The following is a 19,361-nucleotide window of genomic DNA, read 5'->3' as shown; positions in this document are numbered from 1 at the left end:
GCGAGGATTCCTGTGCTGCTTACGCAGCAGCCCATGCCGCATAAGCAGCACGAGCTGTGGAACAGGATGCTTGACGCTTCACCGACCCGCCTACCGGCAAGTCTCCACGTCCTGTCACCGCCCGTCCGGCGGCCTCGTCGTACCGATGAATCCAGGAAGCGATCTCACGGCCAGCTTGGTTATCGCTTGCCAGTTCGATCACGGAAACCTTACCGTACGTGATTGAGACGTCGCAATCAGTTCCGGTCATTGCACGCTCGCGCCCCAGAGGACACTCGCGCGCGCCCACCTGCACGAAGTCAGTGGTGATGTCGGTACGGGTGCCCGGCACCTCCCCCTTCCAGCCGCCCGCCGCGGCGCCGCCGACCACGATGACGTCGCGGTCCTTGGGGTTGTTGCCGGTGGCCTTGATGATCGTGTTGCCCGCCGGGTCCGCGCCGTCGCCGCTGCCGCGCAGGACCATGCCGTCGGCGCGTACGTACAGGGTGCCGGCGACCGGGTAGAGGCCGGGCAGCAGGAGCAGCGCGCCGCGCAGCCGGCGGGGCAGCGCCGCGATCTCGTCGAGGGCGGCCTGGACGTGCGCGGTGTTGTCGCCCTCGACCGGCCGGATGGCCTTGACCACCCGCGCGTGCGGGATCGGCCGCTCGCCGTTGCGGTATCCGGCGTGGCTGAAGTCCGGGATGCGGTTGCCCTCGGCGTCCTGCGCGTAGGCCAGCCGCCCGCGCCGGTCGTAGGAGACCAGCTTGGACTGCCAGAACGTGGTGGCGCCCGCGGGCGCGGCGCCGGCCGCCGCGGCGATCGCCAGCGTGCCTCCCGCCACGATCAATCCGCGCCTGCTGAGGTCGTGTGCCATGGCCTCTCCTAAGGGGGTACGGCCCGCACCCGAGTTGGGTGCGGGCCGTTCGTTCGGGCTCAGCTGATGACGATCTTGTCGAGCTCGGGACCCCTGGCCGTGAGGCTGAAGAACCGGATCGTGTTGACCCCGGCCACCAGGTCCACCGGCACGGTCGCGGTCGTCACCGTGTCCTTGGTCCCGGTCATCGGCACCTGGATCGAGTCGGCCCCGTTGACGCTGACCGCGAACGTCTGCGCGCCGTCCACCAGCGCGTGCACGGTCATCTTCCGGGTGCCGGTGGTCTCCGACAGCACACCCTTGACCACGGCGTAGTCATAGACGTTGCCGCCGATGAGGATCACCTTCCGGCCGCCCGAGCAGACCGCGCAGTAGGCGGGCTCGGCCGCGCCCTCCCAGACGTTGCCCACCCGCTCGGCCTCATAGGCGCCTGGGCTCCGGTCCGGCGCCGGCAGCTTGACCGGCGGCGTCGCCGGGCCGAGCTGCCACGCCTTCAGGTCCTTGACCAGCAGGTACGTCTCCTGCAGCCCGGCGCTCTTGATGCTGCGGTAGATGCCCCACTTGGGACGGTTGTACTGCTCCTGGGTCCACCACAGGTCGATGTGCTCGACCTTCTGGTCGGCGATCGTCCGGCTGCCGTCCGCCAGGGTCCAGCGCATGTAGCCGTCGTCGCTCGACTTGAACTCCAGCGTGGTGGTGACCCACTTGTTCTGGATCGGCTCCAGGTCGGCGGTGGCGAAGTCGTGCGAGGCGTTGTCCGGGAGCGTCCAGTAGCGGGCCGCGATCTTCTGGACTCCCCCGATGACCGGCAGCGAGATCTGCGCGATCGGGGTGCCGACGTCGGAGTTCTTCAACTGCCAGATGTGGGTGAAGGAGGTGGTCGCGTCGAGGGTGTCCGGAATGTACATGCGGTAGCTGATCCGCCAGGTCTCGTCCTTGCGGATCTCCAGCGGGGCGCCGTCGTGGCCGCGCATGCCGCGTACCTCGTTGCGCATGCGGTCCGAGCCGTCGCGGTCCTCCAGGTGGGCGGTGAACTTCCAGGCGTCCTTGTCCGTGAAGACGTGCGGCTGACCCTCAGGGTGGGAGCCGCGCCGGTCGTCCTCCAGCGCCTCGAACGCCTTGACACCGTCCTTCCTGACGCTCGGGTCCCATCGGAGCTCCCATCGCGGCCGACCCGACTGGGACGGGGTGGGCTCCGCGGTGGCGGGGGTGGCGGTCGCGATCAGGGCGAGTGTGGCGAGCGCGCCCGCCAGGCGAGTGAGCTTCACGGGCCCTCCGCCGCGGCGGCCGTCTGCTGCTCCGCACGCAGGTTCCTGATCAGCAGGTACGTGTTCTGCAGACCGGAGCTGTTGATACTGCGGTAGATGCCCCACTTGGGCCGGAGGTAGTCGGTGTCGGCGCGCCAGAGATCGGTGTTGTCGAGGCGTTTGTCGACCAGCGTCGTCGAGCCGTCCTTGAGCGTCCAGCGCAGGTAGCCGCTGTCCGACGCCTTGAACTCGAAGGTGGTGTCGAGCCACTTGCCCTGGATCGGGTTCAGGTTCGTGTTGCCGACCTCGTGCGTCTGCTCGTCCTCGTCCCAGTAGCGGACGTTGATCTTCGGCGTGCCGCCCGAGATGGGCAGCGACATCGTGTAGAGGGGCGCGCCGGAGCCGGGCACCTTCATCTGCGCGATGTGGGTGAAGGAGCTGGTCGCGTCGAGCGAGGTCGGGATGTACATCTGGTAGGAGATGCGCCAGACCTGGTTCTTCAGGATCTTGATGTACGCGCTGCTGCTCGTCCGCATGCCCTTGACCTCGTTGCGCTGCCGGTCGTCGCCGTCGCGGTCCTGGGTGTGCATGTCGAAGCGGTAGGCGTCGCCGGAGACGTAGATGTGGGTGACGCCGGAGTGGGAGTCGGAGCGGTCGTCCTCGATGCCCTCGAAGGCCTGCGCGACCGTCTGGCCGGCCGGGCTCGGGTTCCAGCGCTGCGTCCAGACGGCCGCCGTGGCCGAGGCGGGCGCGGTGGGTAACGCGATGAGGGTGAGGGCGGCGAGGGCGCCGCTCAGGCGCTTGATCATGAGGTCTCTCTCCTCAGATGGAGGGTGAACCCGCCGTTGGGGGATACGGCGAGGTCGAGCTTGCCCCCGGCGGAGACGGTCGCCGTCTCGGCGAGGATGCCGTCGTCGGGGGCGTCCCGGTAGATCTCGGCCGCCCACTCCCCCGCGTCCAGGAAGTCGAGCGGCACGGTGAGCGTGCGGGCCTCGCCCGACACGCCCGCGCCGACGTACCATTCGTCGCCGCTCCTCCTGGCCAGCAGGATGTGGTCGGCGGGGTCGCCGGAGAGCAGCCGCGTGTCGTCCCATGCGGTGGGGACGCCGGAGAGCAGCCGCAACGCCTCGGGCCTTGCCCGGTAGGACTCGATGCTGTCGGCGAAGTGCTGGACGCCCGACTCGAAGATCACCGACAGCGCGAGCTCGAATCCGGCGGAGATGCTGCGGACCGCGGTGAACGTGCACGGGGTGAAGTCCATCGGGCCCTGCACGTTGCGGGTGAACGCGAGCGACAGGTAGTGCGCGGGCGGATAGAGCGGCAGCTTGCCGGGCTTCGGCTTGATCCACTCGGCGCCCTTGACCGCCTCCGCGGTCATGAACTGCGGCCAGGTCCGCTCGGTGCCGCGTGGGATCGTGCCGCCGTGGAAGACGACCATGAGCTGCAGCCGGGCGGTGGCGGCCAGGATGGCGTCGAACCAGCGCATCCGGTCCTGGCCGTCGGACTCGGTGAAGTCGATCTTGACGCCGACGGCGCCCCATTCCTTCCAGAGCGCGAGCTTCTCGCGGTGTTCCAGCTCGGTGTCGACGTGCTGCCAGTGCGACCAGAGCCAGACGCCGACATCCCTGGCCGCGGCGTAGGCGATCAGCTCGGGCATCCACTCCTTGTTCCACCCGGCGTCGGCCAGCACGTACGGCCAGCCGTGCTCGGCGGCGAAGTCGACCCAGCGCTTCTGCGCCTCCAGGTCACGCGTGGACGGCCCGTCGGACCACCACGACCAGGCCGCGGCGCCGGGCCGGATCCACGAGGTGTCGGCCACCGCCGACGGCGCGGCCAGGCTGGTCACCAGGTCGCTGGCCACGATCGTGTCCAGGTCACCGATGATCATCGTGCGCCACGGGGTGACGAGCGGGCTGGCCGCCGTCACGTACGGGTCGGGCAGGTCGAGCCGGAAGGCGTGGCCGTCGAAGCGGAGCCGGGTGCCCGCGTAGCCGCTGTCCAGGTTCGACTCGGTGACGAACAGCCAGGTCTCGCCGATCTGGAAGAGCGACGGGTAGCCGTACAGGATGGGCTCGGCGTCGGCGACCTGACCGTGCCGGTGGATCTCCTCGTAGTCGCAGCGCCCGTTCTCGTACGGCAGGAGCACCGCCCGAGCCTCCCCCGGCACCACATACTCCGAAATTTCGTCAATTACGGTCACCGGTCCGGTCCACGGAACCACGTACCGATATGCCACGCCGTGGCCGCCGATCCGCACCTCCAGGTCGAGCCGGTGCGCGCCCTTGGTGAACGACAGCGTCCACTCCTTGGCCGTGTAGCGGTGCTCGCGCCGCTTGCCGGTCACCGTGTCATAGGTCTCCGCCACCTGCCTGGACGACAGCTCGTCGAAGGCCAGGCCCGTGCTCAGGTCCTCGTGCGCGGCCCGCAGGCCCAGCCTGGACGGCCGCACCACCACGCGACCGCCGCGCCGCACCTCCAGGCTCGGCTCGCCGTCGGGCGAGAGTTCGACCGCGACTTCCAGGTCTTCATCACTGAGCGTCCACTTCGGCACAGGGCCCTCCAGAACAGAGATAGGAGGACTCATCGGCAGCCCGCTCGGGTGCGCCGGCTCGGACGAGCGGCGCGCGCCGGCCCCGCTGAGCTCCTCACAACGTGCCCGAGCCTAGGTTGCAAGCGATTGCAATTCAATTCTTGACGAAGTTAATTACCAGGTCTACGGTACGGCCATGCCTCACGCTTCGGATGCTGACGGATCGACACATCGGATCTCTCCTGCCCGGCTGGCCGAGTTCAGGGAGCAACGCTTCGGCTTGTTCATCCACTGGGGCCTGTACGCGCTCGCCGCCCGCCACGAGTGGGTCAAGCAGCGCGAGCGGCTCACGGACGAGCAGTACCAGCCCTATTTCGAGCACTTCGATCCCGATCTGTTCGACCCGGACGCCTGGGCCGAGGCCGCCGCCGGAGCGGGGATGCGCTACATGGTGCTGACGACCAAGCACCACGACGGCTTCTGCCTGTGGGACTCCGCGCTCACCGACTACTCGGTGGCGGGCACGCCGCACGGCAAGGACCTGGTCGGCCCGATCGTCGAGGCCTTCCGCGGCCGAGGGCTCGGCGTGGGCTTCTACCACTCGCTGCTCGATTGGCATCACCCTGACTTTCCCATTGACGGACTGCATCCCGCATGGCGTGAAGGTCTGACCAATAATGACCGAGACATCACGAAATATCAGGCCTATCTCCATGGGCAGGTCGAGGAGCTGCTGACCCGCTACGGCCGCATCGACACCATGTGGTTTGACTTCTCCTACACCAACCGGCGGCGCAACGGGCAGCTCACGCCGGGCGCGAAGGGCGCGGCCGACTGGCGCTCGGAAGAACTGGCCGCGCTGGTCAGAAGGCTCCAGCCGGACATCATGCTCAACAATCGGCTGGAGATCCCCGGCGACTTCACCACTCCGGAGCAGTTCCAGCCCGCCGCGGCCCCCGCCGAGGTGTGGGAGGCGTGCCAGACGCTCAACGGAAGCTGGGGCTACGACCGCGACAACCTCGACTACAAGTCGGTCGACCTGCTCGTACGCATGCTGGTCGACAGCGTCTCCAAGAACGGCAACCTGCTGCTCAACGTCGGCCCCGACGGGCGCGGCGCGTTCGACCCCCGGGCACTGGAGACGCTGCGGGGCATCGGGGACTGGATGCGGCTGCACGGCCGCTCCATCTACGGCGCGGGCCCGAGCACCTTCGAGGCACCGCCGGACTGCCGTTACACACAGCGTGGCGACCGGCTCTACGTGCACCTGCTCGCCTGGCCGTACCGGCATCTGCACCTGCCGGGACTGGCGGGCAAGGTCCGCTACGCGCAGTTGCTCAACGACGCCTCGGAGATCCGCACGCTGGTCCCCGACCCGGCCGTCGACAGCGGCAACTCCCAGCTGGGCACGCTGCCGTCTCAGACCCTCACCCTCCAGCTCCCGGTCCAGCGCCCGGACGTGGCGGTGCCGGTGATCGAGCTCTTCCTGTGAAAGGCCCACCCCCATGGAGATGAACCGCCGGCAGATGCTGGCCCTCGCGGTGGCGGCGGCGACCGCGCCCGTACTGTCCGCCTGCGGCGACAACCGTCAGGCGAAGCAGGCGGCGGCCCCGGTCAAGTCGGGCGCCCAAGTGATCGACCCGAACCGACCGGCCAGCGATGACTGGCCCTTCGAAGAGGCCGAACAGCTCAACAACTCGCTGACCTGGCCGAAGACGGACGTGCCCGACCCGGCGTCCAAGGTCGTGATCACACTGGCGTTCACCACGGACGCCGTCACCGAGGTACGCAACGCGCAGTTCGACTTCTTCTTCAAGAAGCGCCACCCGAACATCGAGATCAAGCGCGAGTCGGCGCCGTTCGACCAGTTCCTCACCAAGTACATGGCACAGGCCGCCGGCGGCTCACTGCCCGACGTGCTCTACAACCACTACTCCTGGACGCAGAACCTCATCACCAACAAGGTCCTGCAGCCGCTGGACGACTACATCGCCAAGACGCCCGAGTTCGACATGAAGGACATCCCGCAGCGCGGGCTCGGCTACTTCAAGCGGGACAGCGCGCTGTACGGGCTGCCCACCGACATGGCGCCCAAGCTGCTCTTCTACAACAAGGACCTGTTCGACAAGGCCGGGCTGGACTACCCGGACGAGAGCTGGACGTGGGACAAGCTCTTCGAGACGGCCAAGAAGCTGACCAGCGGGTCGGGCGCGGAGAAGATCTACGGCGTCTCGCCGATGCCCAAGCCGGCGCCGGACCTGAGCTCGGTGTACCTGATGCCGTACGGCGGGCGCTTCCTGGACGCGGCCGAGTCCAAGGTGATGATCACCGATCCGAAGGCCAGGGACGTCATGGCCCGCTGGATGGACCTGCTGCTCAAGGACAAGGCGGTGCCGAGCCTGGCCGAGCTGCAGCTGTTGGAGAAGGTCGATCCGTTCAAGTCCGGGCACGCGGCCCTGTTCCTCAACGGCGCGTGGGTCATGCTGGAGCTGTCCAAGCAGAAGGCGTTCAAATGGGGCGCCACGCAGGTGCCCAAGGGGCCGGAGGGCCGCACCACCCCGGCCGTCGGCAGCGCGCTGGTGATGGCGGCCTCGTCACAGAACAAGGACGCCGCCTGGATCTACATGCACGAGTACCTGTCCGCCTCCGGCTACAAGTTCCGCCGGATCGCCGCGCCGGCCCGCCAGTCCGCGTGGGAGGACAACGCCAAGGCGCTCGGCATCCCGGTCGAGGAGGCGGACCTGGTCAAGAAGATCATGGCCGACTACGCCTCGGACGACGGCGTGCTGCGGCTGCCGGCCAACAAGAAGGTCGTGGACACCGCCATACCGATCTGGGAGCGGGCGCAGCTCGGCAAGATCGGCGTGGACGACGCCTTGAAGGAGATGGCCGCGAAGGTCACGCCGGTCCTCAGCGAGAACAAGATCGCATGACCGCGGTGAGCGCCGGCGGCACTCTGGCCCGCAGGGAGGCGCGGCGCTTCTACCTGTTCACCTCGCCGTGGACGATCGGGTTCGTGCTCTTCAGCGTGGGCCCGATCCTGGCCGCAGTGGTGCTCAGCTTCATGAAGTGGAACCTGCTCCAGGCGCCGACCTGGGTGGGCCTGGCCAACTACGAGCGCATGTTCAACGACCCCGAGTTCTGGGAGTCGATCGGGAACACCGTGGAGTACGGCGTGGGCGCGGTGACGCTCGGCGTGACGTTCACGTTCCTGCTGGCGCTGCTGCTCAACCAGCCGCTGCGTTTCCAGGGCCTGTTCCGTACCGTGATGTACCTGCCGTCGGTGGTGTCGGGCCTGGCCACCGCGCTGCTGTGGCTGAACATCCTGCACCCCGACTACGGCCTGATCAACAAGGTGCTGGCCTCCATCGGCATCCAGGGCCCCGGGTGGCTGGCCTCGCAGGAGTGGGCCATCCCCGGGCTCGTGCTGATGAGCGTGTGGGGCGCGGGCAACACGATCGTCATCTACCTGGCCGGACTGCAGGGCATCCCGAAGACGCTCTACGAGGCGGCCGAGATCGACGGCGCCGGGTGGTGGCGCCGGTTCTGGAGCGTGACGGTGCCGATGATGTCGCCGGTCATCTTCTTCAACGTGGTGACCGGGTTCATCGCCGCGCTGCAGAGCTACGTGCTCATCCTCGTCATGACCGAGGGCGGCCCCGGCAACGCCACGATGGTGCTGGGCCTCTACATCTACCGGCACGCCTTCGTCTACTTCGACATGGGGTACGCGGCCACGCTGTCGTGGGCGATGTTCGTGCTGGTCATCGCCGTAACCGCGATCCAGTTCAGCCTGGCCAGGCGCTGGGTGCACTACGAGTTCAAGTGAGGTACGCCGATGCTCGTCGAGACCGCGGCGCATGATCGGGCGCCCGCGCGCACCAGGCCGGGGAGGCCCCTGACCTCGGAGCAGGCCGATCGGATCAGGCGGATCCGGCGCACCGGCGCCTATGTGCTGCTCGCCGTCAGCTCGGCGGTGTTCCTGCTGCCGTTCCTGTGGATGCTGACGACCTCGCTGAAGTCCGACGCGGACAACCTGGCTTTCCCGCCGCAGTGGCTGCCTGACGCCTTCCACTTCGAGAATTACGTCAAGGGCTGGTCGGGTTCGTTGCCGTTCACCAGGTTCCTGGTGAACACCATCGTGATCACCGGGCTGTCCATGGCCGGCAACCTGCTCTCCTGCGTGCTGCCCGCCTACGCCTTCGCCAGGATGCGGGCGCCGGCGGCCACCCTCATGTTCGGCGCGCTGATGGCGACCATGATGATCCCGCGCGAGATCACCCTGGTGCCGAAGTTCATCATGTTCTCCAAGCTCGGCTGGGTGGACACCTATCTGCCGCTGATCGTGCCGGAGTTCTTCGGCGTGGCGCTCTACATCTTCCTGCTGCGGCAGTTCTTCACCACGATCCCGCAGGAGCTCATCGACGCCGCCCGCATCGACGGCGCCTCGGAGCTGCGCATCCTGTGGAGTGTCATGCTGCCGCTGGCCAGGCCGGCGATCGCGGCGATCTGCCTGTTCTCCTTCGTCGGGAACTGGAACCAGTATCTGGAGAACTCCATCTACCTGCGGACCGTGGACAAGATCACCCTCGCGCAGGGGCTGGGCATGTTCAACGGCGTGTACGTCACCCAGTACAACCAGATGATGGCCGTCTCGATCATCTCTATGATGCCCATACTCATCGTCTTCTTCCTGGCCCAGAAAACGTTCATCCGGGGCGTCACGCTCACCGGAATCGCTGGAAGGTAAGTTTTGAATTACGAACGTCAGCCGTACAGAAGGTGTGGCCGCAGCGGCCTGCAACTCCCCGCGGTCTCGCTGGGCCTGTGGCACAACTTCGGCGGCGGCAAGCCGCTCGACAGCCAGCGCGCGATCCTGCACAAGGCGCTCGACCTCGGCATCACCCACTTCGACATCGCCGACAGGTACGGTCCGCCGCTCGGTGCCGCCGAGTCGACGTTCGGCACGATCTTCCGCCAGGACCTGCGCGGTCACCGTGACGAGATCGTCGTCACCACCAAGGGCAGCAACCCCATGTGGGACGGCCCCTACGGCAAGGGCAACTCGCGCAAGCACCTGCTCGCCACGCTCGACCGCTCGCTGGACCGGCTCGGCCTCGACTTCGTGGACATCTTCTACCTGCACCGCGACGACGACGCCACGCCGCTGGAAGAGCAGGTGAGCACCCTCGACCACATGGTGCGCACCGGCCGCGTCCTCTATGTCGGGGTCTCCAACTTCTCCCCCGAACGTACGGCGGAGGCCGCCCGGCTGGCCCGTGACCTGGGCACCCCGCTGGTGGTGCACCAGCCGGTGTACTCGATGATCAGGCGCGGCATCGAGGAGTCGCTGCTGGGCGTGCTGGAGCGCGAGGGCATGGGCTGCGTGGTGTACTCGCCGCTGGCCCAGGGCCTGCTCACCGACCGCTACCTGAACGGCATCCCGGCCGACTCGCGGGCGGCCGAGGGCCGTTTCCTCACGGCCGACCGGGTCACGCCCGAGGTGCTGACGTTCGTCCGCGCGCTGGGCGAGCTCGCCTCGGCCCGCGGGCAGACGGTGGCCCAGCTGGCGCTGGCGTGGGCGCTGCGGGACCCGCGCATCACGTCGGTGCTGGTGGGCGCGTCGAGCCCCGAGCAGCTCGCGGCGAACGTCGCGGCCGTCGACCGGCTCGACTTCACCACTGACGAACTGGCCCAGATCGACCGGGCCATCAAGGAAGCAGGTGTCGATGCGTAGCGGCACACGGTGACTCCCTCACTCGCCCTCCCCAGGGTGGGCCTGGGCGGCGGACCCCTGGGCAACTACCTCCAGCCCATCTCCGACGCCCAGGCCCAGGCCGTGATCGACACGGCCTGGGCGGCCGGGATCCGCTACTTCGACACCGCCCCCTTCTACGGCCTCGGCCTGGCGGAGCGGCGCCTGGGCCGGGCCCTGCGCTCCCGCCCCCGGTCGGACTACCTCCTGTCGACCAAGGTCGGCCGGCTGGTGAAGCCCGGCTCCAGCGGGTCGCGTGAGGCGAGCATCTTCGCGGTCCCCGACGACCACCATGTCGAGTGGGACTTCACCCGCGACGGCGTCCTGCGCAGCGTCTCGGACTCCCTGGACCGCCTCGGCCTGGACCGGATCGACATCCTGCTCATCCACGACCCCGACCACCACTGGCCGCAGGCTCTGGACGAGGCGTACCCCGCCCTGGCGGACCTGCGCGCCCAGGGCGTGGTGCGGGCGATCGGCGTCGGCATGAACCAGTCGCGGATGCTCGTCGACTTCGTCAAGCACGCCGACCCCGACCTCCTGCTCGCCGCCAACCAGTGCACGCTGCTGCGCCGGTCGGCGTTCGAGGAGCTGTTACCCCTGTGCCAGGAGCGGGCCATCCCGGTCGTCGCGGCCAGCCTCCTGCATCGCGGCCACCTGACCAGCCCGCCCCCGGACTCTGCTTCACCGGAGGTCCAGCGGATCGCCGCGGCGTGCCAGGACCATGACGTCCCGCTGACGGCCGCGGCCCTGCAGTTCCCCCTCCAGCACCCGGCGGTCCACTCCATCCTGGTGGGCGCCCACGAACCAGCCCAGATCACCACCAACCTCACCGCCCTGGACCATCCCATACCCGAGGCCCTCTGGCGGGCTCTCACGCCCGGTAAACCAGCAGGTAGCGCCAGAACAGGAGGCGGCGGATCGAGGCTCCGGGAAGCAGCGTCGCCGCCTCCGCCTTGATCTCCGGCAAGGTCATCATCGCCTTGGCGACCACCATCTCCTCCTCTTTCGCACCGGTCCTCGACAGCAGGCGCGCGACCGCGTTCACCGGCACCGCGCACAGGCTCGTCGCGTAATCCGCCGGTGTGCTCTCCCGGTAGCAGCCGAGGATCGCCAGCACCCCACCGGGAGCGAGCGAGCCACGCAACAGGCTCACCGTCTCGAACGGCACATGGTGGATGCTCGCCAGACACGAGACGAAGTCGTACCGGCCGCTCGGCAGCTCGGCCAGGGCGATGTCGGCCTGCTCGTACCGTACGGATCCCGGGAGCGAGCGGGCCATCTCGATGGCTTCCGGGGACGAATCGATCGCGTCCACTTCGAGCCCCCGCCCGGCCAGGAGACGAGCGAACCGGCCGGTCCCACAGCCGACGTCCAGGGCGGTACCGGCCCCTTCCGGGATCTGCTTGAGCAGCAGCGGATGATAGTGATCATTGTGATTGAACGCCATGACACGCGAAGCTAGCGCGCGGGTCCACCCGGCCGCAGCGTGATCCTGATCGCGGCGTACCGGTCCACCTGGGCGCGGCTGTACAGCAGCGGGAAGTACTCGCCTGACCTCCAGCGTTCGGCCAGGTCCCGGTAGTGCGGGCTCCGCGGATCGCCGGACTGGCCGGGAGCGTTGACCGCGCGGGAGTTGTCCCACTGACCGACGTCGAGCACCATCTTGAACGACGCTCCGGACGACTGCCGGTACGTGGCCGAGTCGTAGGTGGAGGCGTCCACCGTGTACGCCGAGCCGCCCCGGGGGAAGGGACCCACGTTCGCGCCGACAGGACCGGCGAACTCGGTGTACTGCAGCGCGCCCCACTTCCACACTCGCGGGTCGGCACCGAGCCGCCCGGCGACCTCGCGGTAGGCGGCGGCCAGGGTCGTGGCCAGCAGGTCGTCCCGCGCGGCCTTCCCTCCGGAGCCGAACCAGCGTTCCGGGTTCTCCAGCGCGTCGACCAGCAGGCGGGCATCGGTGACCGGGATGAAGTCCGCCACCGCCGGCGGCAGCACCGCGCGGCGGAAGGCCGGCACGAGCTGCCGCGAGAACCACGACTCGAACAGGGCCGCCGCCGGCGAGTCCGCCTCCGCCGCCCCGTCGTAGGACCGGAGCAGCTCCAGCGCCCGCGCGGTGTCCGGATCCGTGCTCGTCAGACCGGCGAGCACGCGTACGATCCGCTGGGCGGGCTTGGACACCTTGTCGGCCTGGAGGCGGATCGAGTTCGCGACCGAACTGCGCGGGCTCGACGCGAGCACCTCGTCGATCCGCTGTTTGCGGTAGGGCGGATCCCACTCGTACCCCACCTGCACGGGGTGGTTCGCGGGCAGGTCGAACTCGTTCGCCGAGGTGACCAGGCCCCGGCGCGGATTGTAGGAGCGGGGCAGGCGGGCGCCGTCGTAGAAACCGTCCCATTCGTAGCGGCCGTCGCCCGGGACGGGCAACAGGCCGTCGTAGCCGGTGCGCTTGGGAGTGAGGCCGCCCGGCACCCAACCAATATTGCCCGATTTATCGGCGTAAACCTGGTTCTCGGGTGGCCCGCCCCAGGTGCTCATGGCCGCGGCGAACTGCGTGAAGTCGCGGGCGCCCATGTACGTCAGGCTGCCGAAATAGGGCGACGTGCCGGGCTCCAGCCAGGTGGTGCGCAGGGCGTACGCGAGGTTGCGCTGCCGGTCGATCTTGAGCACGGGGCCGTGCCTGGTGAAGGGCAGCTCCACCTCGACCGGCGCGCCGCCCGCGACGGGCACCTGCTCGGTCGTCGTCCTGAAGCGCTCCCAGCCGTCGCCGTACCGGTACCTGCCCGGGTCGTCGGGGTCGAGCTGGTAGACGTAGAGGTCCTCCTGGTCGGTGCCGAAGATGGTCAGGCCGAACGCGACGGTGCCGTTGTGCCCGATCGAGATTCCCGGAAGCGCGGGTTCACCGGCCCCGATGACGTCGAGCCCGGGGGCCGACAGATGGGCCAGGTAGCGCAGCGAGGGCGCGGTCAGCGACCGGTGCGGGTCGCTGGCCAGGATCGGGCGGCCCGTGGTGGACCGGCCCGGCGAGATCGCCCAGGCGTTGCTGCCTTCAGTGCCCGCGGGGTCGGCGGGGGCTTGGCGTAACGTGCCGTTTTGGACGACCACCCCCCGCGTGGCCAGGTCGTACGTCCGCAGCACGTCCACGGGCACGGCGCAGGGGTCGAGTCCCTTGGGCAGGGCTACGGTCCATGCGGGTTCCAGCTGCCACAGGGATCCGGCGGCCTTGATGCCCCCCGCGCAGACGAGGAGCGATCGGAGGACCTCGCTGAAGACGTTCTTGGAGATGCCGTGGCTTCTGATCCGCACCACGTCCTCCGGCCGCCAGAGCGCGGGCGCGTACTCGAGCTGCTGGAACTCGGGCGGCATGCTCTCCGGATTCGCCGCGAGCCACCGTACGTAGGCGTTGATGCCGTCGGTGAAACGGGTCGCGGCCTGTTTCGCTCCGGGGCCGTAGCTCGACCATTCCCGGTCCATGTCTCCGCGGTACAGGAACATCCTCGTCGCTCTGTCCTGCTCCACGTAGGCGGAGCCGAACACCGCTGACAATTCGCCCAGTCCGCGCCGCCGCCAGAGGTCGATCTGGAACAGCCGGTCCCTGGCGGCGTTGAATCCCTGGGCGAGGAAGAGGTCGTCGGTGTTCTGGGCGTAGATGTGCGGCACACCCCACTGGTCCACCAGCAGCTCGACCGGCTGCCGGAGCCCCGGGACGTACTGCTCCGTGGCCTGCCGCGACTGTGCCGCGACGGACGGCGCCGTCAGGCTCACCACGAGTCCGGCGACCAGCGCCACTCCGGCACGCAGGCGTCTCCGCATGGCACAGCACCCCTCGTTCCCCTCGGCGACTTCCATGACAGGACGCCTGAGGTGATTTCGGCCAGCGAATTCGGGATATTTAGGGGGCGCGGAGGGGTCGGTTAGGGGGCTAAGCGCACGTCTTCTGCTCGACGTCACACAGCTTGACCGCGGGGAAACGTGATGACGGCCCGTTGAGCAGCGGCTGCGGCTTCGCGCGCAGGTGCAGGTCGAAGAACGCCGCCACGTATGTGCGGGTGATCTCCATGGAACGGGCAGGGGGCAGGGCGGTGTTCCGGTAGATGCCGATCTGTTCGCCCAGCACGGCGATGTCGGTGAACGAGACGTGCTCCGCCCCCGCCACCACGAGCCAGCGCTTCCACCCCGCCAGGTTCTTCCAGGCGGCGTCCCACGTGACGTCTCCGCCCGGGCTGTGTTTCGCCTGCGTGCCCAGGAAGAGGAACGGCCGCGCCAACCCGCTCTCCGGAACCGGGACGAACGCGGTGCCGTCGATGTCGATCCCCGCGCGTACCCTCGAGTCCTTGAGCATGGCCCCCACAGCGCTCGCGCCGCCCGCCGAGTGACCGGCCATCGCGATCCTGGCTGGGTCGATCTTCCATGTGGAGTGTGCGCGCGTCAGCTCGTCCAGCACGAAGGAGACGTCGGCCGCCCTGGTCGCCCCAACCTTGTCCCAGAAGGTCTGGTCCTTCTTCTTGACCTGGCATGCCACACAGGTGGTGATCCGTCCGCCGGGGAAACTCGTCGCGGTCTCGTACGTGTGGCCGATGGAGACCACCGCGAACCCTCTGCTCGCCAGGTCCTCGGCCAGTGCGGTGAGCGAGCTCCGGGGCTCGGTGAAGCCGGTGGAGAGCACCACCAGCGGCAGTCCGCGCCGATGACCCGCCGGTTTCGCGTCGATGGTCGCGTTGGTTCGCGTCTTGCTGAGCAGGTCGGGCGGCAGATCGGTTATCCCCCCGTCCTTCATGAGAAGTTCTGATTCCTTGGGAGTCATGTACGGGGCTGTCTTCCCGCCACGGGATCTCGCCGGGTACCACAGGGAGATCATGAGTTCCCTCGCCTTCACGCTGGGCACCCAGGGGTCGGCGCGGGAGGTGTCCTTGAGGTACAGGGACGTGGTGCCGACCGGCTGGGATCCGGTCGGTTTGGGGAGGTACGGCGCGCCGCCGCGGAGGGACGCCAGACCGGCGGAGGCGGGCCGGCTGGAGGCGGACGACGGCGTGCGCGAGGGCCCAGCGGAGGCGAGCCTGGCAGAGGCGGCGGACGGCGTACGCGAGGGCCCGTCGGATCGGAGCGGGCCGGCCGCGGACGCGGGGGCGCAGGAGGTGGCGCCCACGAAGGCGAGCAGAGCCGCGACGGCGGTGACGCCCCGATGCCCTGTTTTCCGCGCATAACCCATGAACTGTTGTCCTTTCTGATCGGAGCGGCCGCCTCGATGGAGTCTCCACGGGCGGCCGATGGCAGCAAGCAAGCTATGCGCGCAGGAGATTCGCCCGCGTCGGCTGTCCTGCCGATATCGGCCCCTTCTTGAGGACGACCGCCGGCCGGGTCATCCCTGAGATGTACTCCTGGAGGACGTCGGGCCCGGTCACCGAGGCTGACGCGGGACGTACCGTGCGGTCGGGACAATGCATCCGTGACAGTGAGCGAACGACGCGGATGGTGGCAGCTCGGGCTGGATGTGCTGCGCCCCGAGCAGAAGCCCGCCCGGCCCTCGCGCCGGTCCCTCCTCGCCGACCTGCTGCTCGCGATCGTCCTGACGGTGGTCGCGGTGGCCGCGACCACGGTCAGCACGCCAGACGGTGGTCTCCATCGCGTCGAAGGGCAGCCACCCTCCCTGACAGCGCCCTTGCGGCTGCGGCCCGCTCCGCAGCCACGGAGCAGCGCTGTCCGGCCTGACAGTCCGATACGGCCGGACAATCCCGCCGCCGACGCCCCAGCAGGCTCTGCGAACGACCCGGCAGGTTCGGGCGCCGACCCGGCAGGTTCGGGCCCGCTTCCGTTCCTGGTGGTGCTGACCGCGTTGCCGCTGGCGGTGCGGCGGCTCTATCCGCTGGTCACCTTCTGGGTGGTGCTGGGCGCGGCGTTGGCCACCCATGACGACGCGACCTGGATCACCGTGCTGACGTTCGCCATCGCCGCATATGGCGCCGTGGCCCACAGCCGGCACCGGGCGCTGGCGATGGGCGGTCTCGTCCTCGCGACCGTCCTGGCCGGCGCGGCCTTCCAGGATTCCGTACCGCCGTTGCCGAGCTGGCTGGGGCCGTTCGTGGTGCTGCTGAGCGCCGGAGTCGCCGCGAGTTCCGGCCGGTTCTGGAGGCAGCGGCTCGACGCCGGCCGTCGCCGGTTCGCCGCGCTCCAGCAGGCTCAGGAGGAGGCCATGCGCAGGGCCGTCGAGGTGGAGCGCTCCCGGATCGCCGCCGAACTCCACGACGTCGTCACCCACAATGTGAACGTGATGGTGATCCAGGCCGGAGCGGCACGCAAGGTGATGGACACGGCCCCGGCCCAGTCGAAGCAGGCCATGCTGGCGGTCGAAGCCGGCGGCCGGGCCGCCATGGCCGAACTCCGCCACGTCATGGGCCTGCTCGCCGGTCCGGAAAGCACGCGGGCGGGCGCGGACGGGCTCGAACCCCAACCGGGACTCGACCAGCTGGACTCCTTGATCAAACGGGTTCGCGCGGCCGGAGTTCCGGTCAGCGTCGAGGTCGCTCCACCGCCCGGCCCGCTGCCGCCGGGGGTGGATTTGGCCGTTTACCGCGTCGTACAGGAGGCCTTGACCAACACGATCAAGCACGCGGCCGGCGCGACGGCGTCCGTCACGATCGGCCACAGCGGCGACTGGCTGGAGATCGAGATCACCGACACCGGCGGCGGGCAGCCGATCGACGTCCCCAACCCCGGCAGCGGGCAGCCGATCGACGTCCCCGACCCCGGCGGCCGACAGGCGATCGATGCCACCGACACCAGCGGCAGGCAGGCGATGGTGGCCGGAGACGGCCAGGGCAGGGGTTTGATCGGGCTACGGGAGCGGCTCGCGCTCTACGGCGGCACCCTGCGGGCGGGACCAAGGGACGGCGGCGGCTACCAGATCAAGGCGAGGGTTCCATGGACGTGAACAGGCCACTGCGCGTGGTCATCGCCGACGACCAGGCGCTGGTACGCAGCGGGTTCGGGATGATCCTCGCCGCCGACGGCATCGAGGTGGCGGCCGAAGCGGCCAACGGCGCCGAAGCCGTCGCCGCCGTCTGGCGCACCCGGCCCGACGTCGTCCTCATGGACATCCGGATGCCGGAGATGGACGGCCTCGAAGCCACCCGGCAGATCATGGCAGGCGCCGCGGACGAGACCCGCGTCCTCATCCTGACCACCTACGACCTCGATCACTATGTCTACGCCGCGCTCACCATGGGGGCCAGCGCGTTCCTGCTCAAGGACGTCACGCCCGAACACCTGGTGGCCGCGGTACGCCTGGTCCGCGCGGGCGACGCCCTGCTCGCCCCGACGATCACCCGCCGCCTGGTCGAACGGTTCGCCCGCCGTGACGAGGCCAGGGCGGCCGTCCACCGCGACCTGTCGGAGCTGACACCCCGGGAGCTGGAGGTGCTGCGCCTGCTCGCCACCGGGCTGAGCAACGCCGAACTCGCCGGACGGCTGAGCCTCAGCCCGACGACGATCAAGACCCACGTGGCGCGCATCCTGTCCAAACTCGGCCTCAGGGACCGGGTTCAGGCGGTCGTCCTCGCATACGAGACGGGGTTGATCACCCCGGGCTCGGAACGCCCCTCAGCTCCTCAAGCATGATGGACGAATCGAACTGCCCGCCCCGCACACCGTCCAGGAAGGCGTCCGGTCCCCGCTGTGGCGCACACCGCGTCCGGCCACCCTGGGGATGTGGTCGCCTTGAACGCCATCGATGCCGGAGCTTCGATGGGGACAGTCAGCGGATAACGCCCTTCCAGGTGCCCCGCCATACGCGAATGACCCCCTTGGGCGTAATGGAGACGCGAGCGCCGTACAACGGCAGTGACCCGCTGGCCAGCCAATGGAAACGGAGATCGTCGAAGATGTCCCACAACCTGCGAGGTCCCGCCTGGTGCACGGTCGGACAGTCCGTCCCCTGCGCACTGGCCCGAGCCCACGACCCGTCTTCGTGCAGGAGCCAGGCCGTCCGACGACCGTCCTCATCCTCTTCGTAGCGGTCCTCGATCCCCGGTGCCGTGACCTCCAGCATTGACCGCAACTCCCACCCGGCTCCAGCGTCGACGACGGGATACCGCCCCTGCCGGACATCCTCGCCGGACTGGTCGCGGATCGCCTCGTACATGTCGGTAAGCCGCGACACGTATGCTCCGCTGCCCGAACGGGTGGGCATGAACATCGCCCAATCACGTTCGATCTGCCCGTGTGCCCAACCGTCGTCGGTCTTGTTCGCCGTAACGATCAGCGAGGTGTTGGCGATGCACGTGACCAACCGCCCTCCGGGGCGCAGGGCTTCCAGCCAACTCACGGGTATCGGCCGCACCGCGACCATCGACACGATCCGGTCGTACCGGCCGGGCAGCGGGCCGTTCCCATCACAGGTGACGACCTTGGGGTGCAGACCGACGCGGTCGAGCCGCTCGGCGGCGGCCTCCGTCAAATACGGGTCTACGTCAATGCTGGTGACGTGCGCATCGCCCAGCAACCGAGACAGCAGCGCGGCACTGTAGCCCGAGCCTGTAGCCAGGTCGAGCACGTCCGCGCCGTCGTAGATCTCCCCGTGGCGCAACATACGAACAACCAGACCAGGCAGTGTGGAACTGGAGGTCGGCCGCCCGGTGAGGACCTGTCCGGGGGCGGCATGATCGGCGTGCACGCCCGCCACCTGCGTGATCAGACTCTCATCACGGTAGCCCGCCGTCATCCACTCCTGCTCGTCAGCGAGCCCGTCGCGCAGTTCCCAGTGGCCGAACGAGACGCCGACTGGGGTGTCCCACCACCGGGGAACGAACAGGTGGCGGGGAGTGGTCGTGACGGGCTCGCGCCACCGTGACCCACGCGGAGTCACGCTGGCGGCGAGCCGAGCGGCGTGTTCATGCCAGGTCACTGATGGATCCTCAGGAGTCGGGGTCGCAGAACGAGGGATCACATGCCTCGGTCTCCGCGGGTGCACAGTCTGAT

General features: G+C 68.9%; 16 protein-coding genes. 8 read left to right on the top strand and 8 right to left on the bottom strand.

Going from position 1 to position 19,361, the window contains the following annotated elements; genetic code table 11:
• Positions 1–19: 19 nt before the first annotated feature.
• Genes KME78_RS30690 through KME78_RS30675 form a run of 4 tightly spaced genes read right to left on the bottom strand, consistent with a single transcriptional unit; the run spans position 20 to position 4,651 of the window.
• Complete coding sequence (locus KME78_RS30690; RefSeq protein ID WP_219532865.1) at positions 20–853, bottom strand: hypothetical protein; 834 nt, start codon at positions 851–853, stop codon at positions 20–22.
• A gap of 59 nt (positions 854–912) precedes the next feature.
• Positions 913–2,121, bottom strand: a complete 1,209-nt coding sequence (locus KME78_RS30685) for a carbohydrate-binding protein (protein WP_219532864.1) — start codon at positions 2,119–2,121, stop codon at positions 913–915.
• Complete coding sequence (locus KME78_RS30680; RefSeq protein WP_219532863.1) at positions 2,118–2,909, bottom strand: hypothetical protein; 792 nt, start codon at positions 2,907–2,909, stop codon at positions 2,118–2,120. Before KME78_RS30680 ends, KME78_RS30685 begins: the two co-directional genes overlap by 4 nt.
• On the bottom strand, positions 2,906–4,651 hold the full coding sequence (locus KME78_RS30675) for a glycoside hydrolase family 97 protein (protein WP_219532862.1): 1,746 nt from the start codon (positions 4,649–4,651) through the stop codon (positions 2,906–2,908). The genes KME78_RS30680 and KME78_RS30675 overlap by 4 nt, the downstream gene beginning before the upstream one ends.
• 175 nt (positions 4,652–4,826) lie before the next feature.
• Here KME78_RS30675 and KME78_RS30670 point away from each other — a divergent pair, with 175 nt between their 5' ends.
• Genes KME78_RS30670 through KME78_RS30645 form a run of 6 tightly spaced genes read left to right on the top strand, consistent with a single transcriptional unit; the run spans position 4,827 to position 11,345 of the window.
• A complete protein-coding gene (locus KME78_RS30670; RefSeq protein ID WP_219532861.1) occupies positions 4,827–6,122 on the top strand; it encodes an alpha-L-fucosidase in 1,296 nt (431 codons plus the stop codon).
• 19 nt (positions 6,123–6,141) lie between these two features.
• On the top strand, positions 6,142–7,563 hold the full coding sequence (locus tag KME78_RS30665; RefSeq protein ID WP_219532860.1) for an ABC transporter substrate-binding protein: 1,422 nt from the start codon (positions 6,142–6,144) through the stop codon (positions 7,561–7,563).
• Positions 7,560–8,459, top strand: a complete 900-nt coding sequence (locus KME78_RS30660) for a carbohydrate ABC transporter permease (RefSeq protein ID WP_219532859.1) — start codon at positions 7,560–7,562, stop codon at positions 8,457–8,459. Before KME78_RS30665 ends, KME78_RS30660 begins: the two co-directional genes overlap by 4 nt.
• 9 nt (positions 8,460–8,468) lie before the next feature.
• Positions 8,469–9,380 (top strand): carbohydrate ABC transporter permease, encoded by a 912-nt coding sequence (locus tag KME78_RS30655; protein WP_219532858.1) that lies wholly within the window; start codon positions 8,469–8,471, stop codon positions 9,378–9,380.
• Between the two features lie 3 nt (positions 9,381–9,383).
• Positions 9,384–10,367 carry an aldo/keto reductase gene (locus tag KME78_RS30650; RefSeq protein WP_219532857.1) on the top strand — a complete coding sequence of 328 codons (984 nt, stop codon included), beginning with the start codon at positions 9,384–9,386 and terminating at the stop codon, positions 10,365–10,367.
• Positions 10,368–10,376: 9 nt separating this feature from the next.
• Complete coding sequence (locus KME78_RS30645; protein ID WP_219532856.1) at positions 10,377–11,345, top strand: aldo/keto reductase; 969 nt, start codon at positions 10,377–10,379, stop codon at positions 11,343–11,345.
• Here KME78_RS30645 and KME78_RS30640 read toward each other — a convergent pair.
• From KME78_RS30640 to KME78_RS30630, 3 genes are all read right to left on the bottom strand, one after another.
• On the bottom strand, positions 11,260–11,835 hold the full coding sequence (locus tag KME78_RS30640; protein ID WP_219532855.1) for a class I SAM-dependent methyltransferase: 576 nt from the start codon (positions 11,833–11,835) through the stop codon (positions 11,260–11,262). The two genes, KME78_RS30645 and KME78_RS30640, sit on opposite strands and share 86 nt — an antisense overlap.
• A gap of 11 nt (positions 11,836–11,846) precedes the next feature.
• Positions 11,847–14,201 carry a penicillin acylase family protein gene (locus KME78_RS30635; RefSeq protein ID WP_219532854.1) on the bottom strand — a complete coding sequence of 785 codons (2,355 nt, stop codon included), beginning with the start codon at positions 14,199–14,201 and terminating at the stop codon, positions 11,847–11,849.
• A 109-nt stretch (positions 14,202–14,310) separates the two neighbouring features.
• Positions 14,311–15,597, bottom strand: coding sequence for an alpha/beta hydrolase family protein (locus KME78_RS30630; protein ID WP_219532853.1), 1,287 nt, complete (start codon positions 15,595–15,597; stop codon positions 14,311–14,313).
• Between the two features lie 237 nt (positions 15,598–15,834).
• Between KME78_RS30630 and KME78_RS67365 the strand changes: the two genes are divergently transcribed.
• Together KME78_RS67365 and KME78_RS30620 are read left to right on the top strand one after the other, a co-directional pair.
• Complete coding sequence (locus KME78_RS67365) at positions 15,835–17,316, top strand: sensor histidine kinase (RefSeq protein WP_308127195.1); 1,482 nt, start codon at positions 15,835–15,837, stop codon at positions 17,314–17,316.
• Positions 17,307–18,002: a response regulator gene (locus tag KME78_RS30620; protein ID WP_219532852.1), complete on the top strand. Its 696-nt coding sequence runs from the start codon at positions 17,307–17,309 to the stop codon at positions 18,000–18,002. The genes KME78_RS67365 and KME78_RS30620 overlap by 10 nt, the downstream gene beginning before the upstream one ends.
• 136 nt (positions 18,003–18,138) lie before the next feature.
• Here the strand turns inward: KME78_RS30620 and KME78_RS30615 are convergent, their stop codons facing one another.
• Positions 18,139–19,104: a methyltransferase domain-containing protein gene (locus tag KME78_RS30615; RefSeq protein WP_246652110.1), complete on the bottom strand. Its 966-nt coding sequence runs from the start codon at positions 19,102–19,104 to the stop codon at positions 18,139–18,141.
• Positions 19,105–19,361 lie beyond the last annotated feature (257 nt).

The sequence above is a fragment of the Nonomuraea guangzhouensis genome (assembly GCF_019396345.1).
GTDB lineage: Bacteria > Actinomycetota > Actinomycetes > Streptosporangiales > Streptosporangiaceae > Nonomuraea > Nonomuraea guangzhouensis.
Note: the sequence above shows the minus strand (reverse complement) of the source record. Positions and strands in the feature narration are given on the sequence as shown.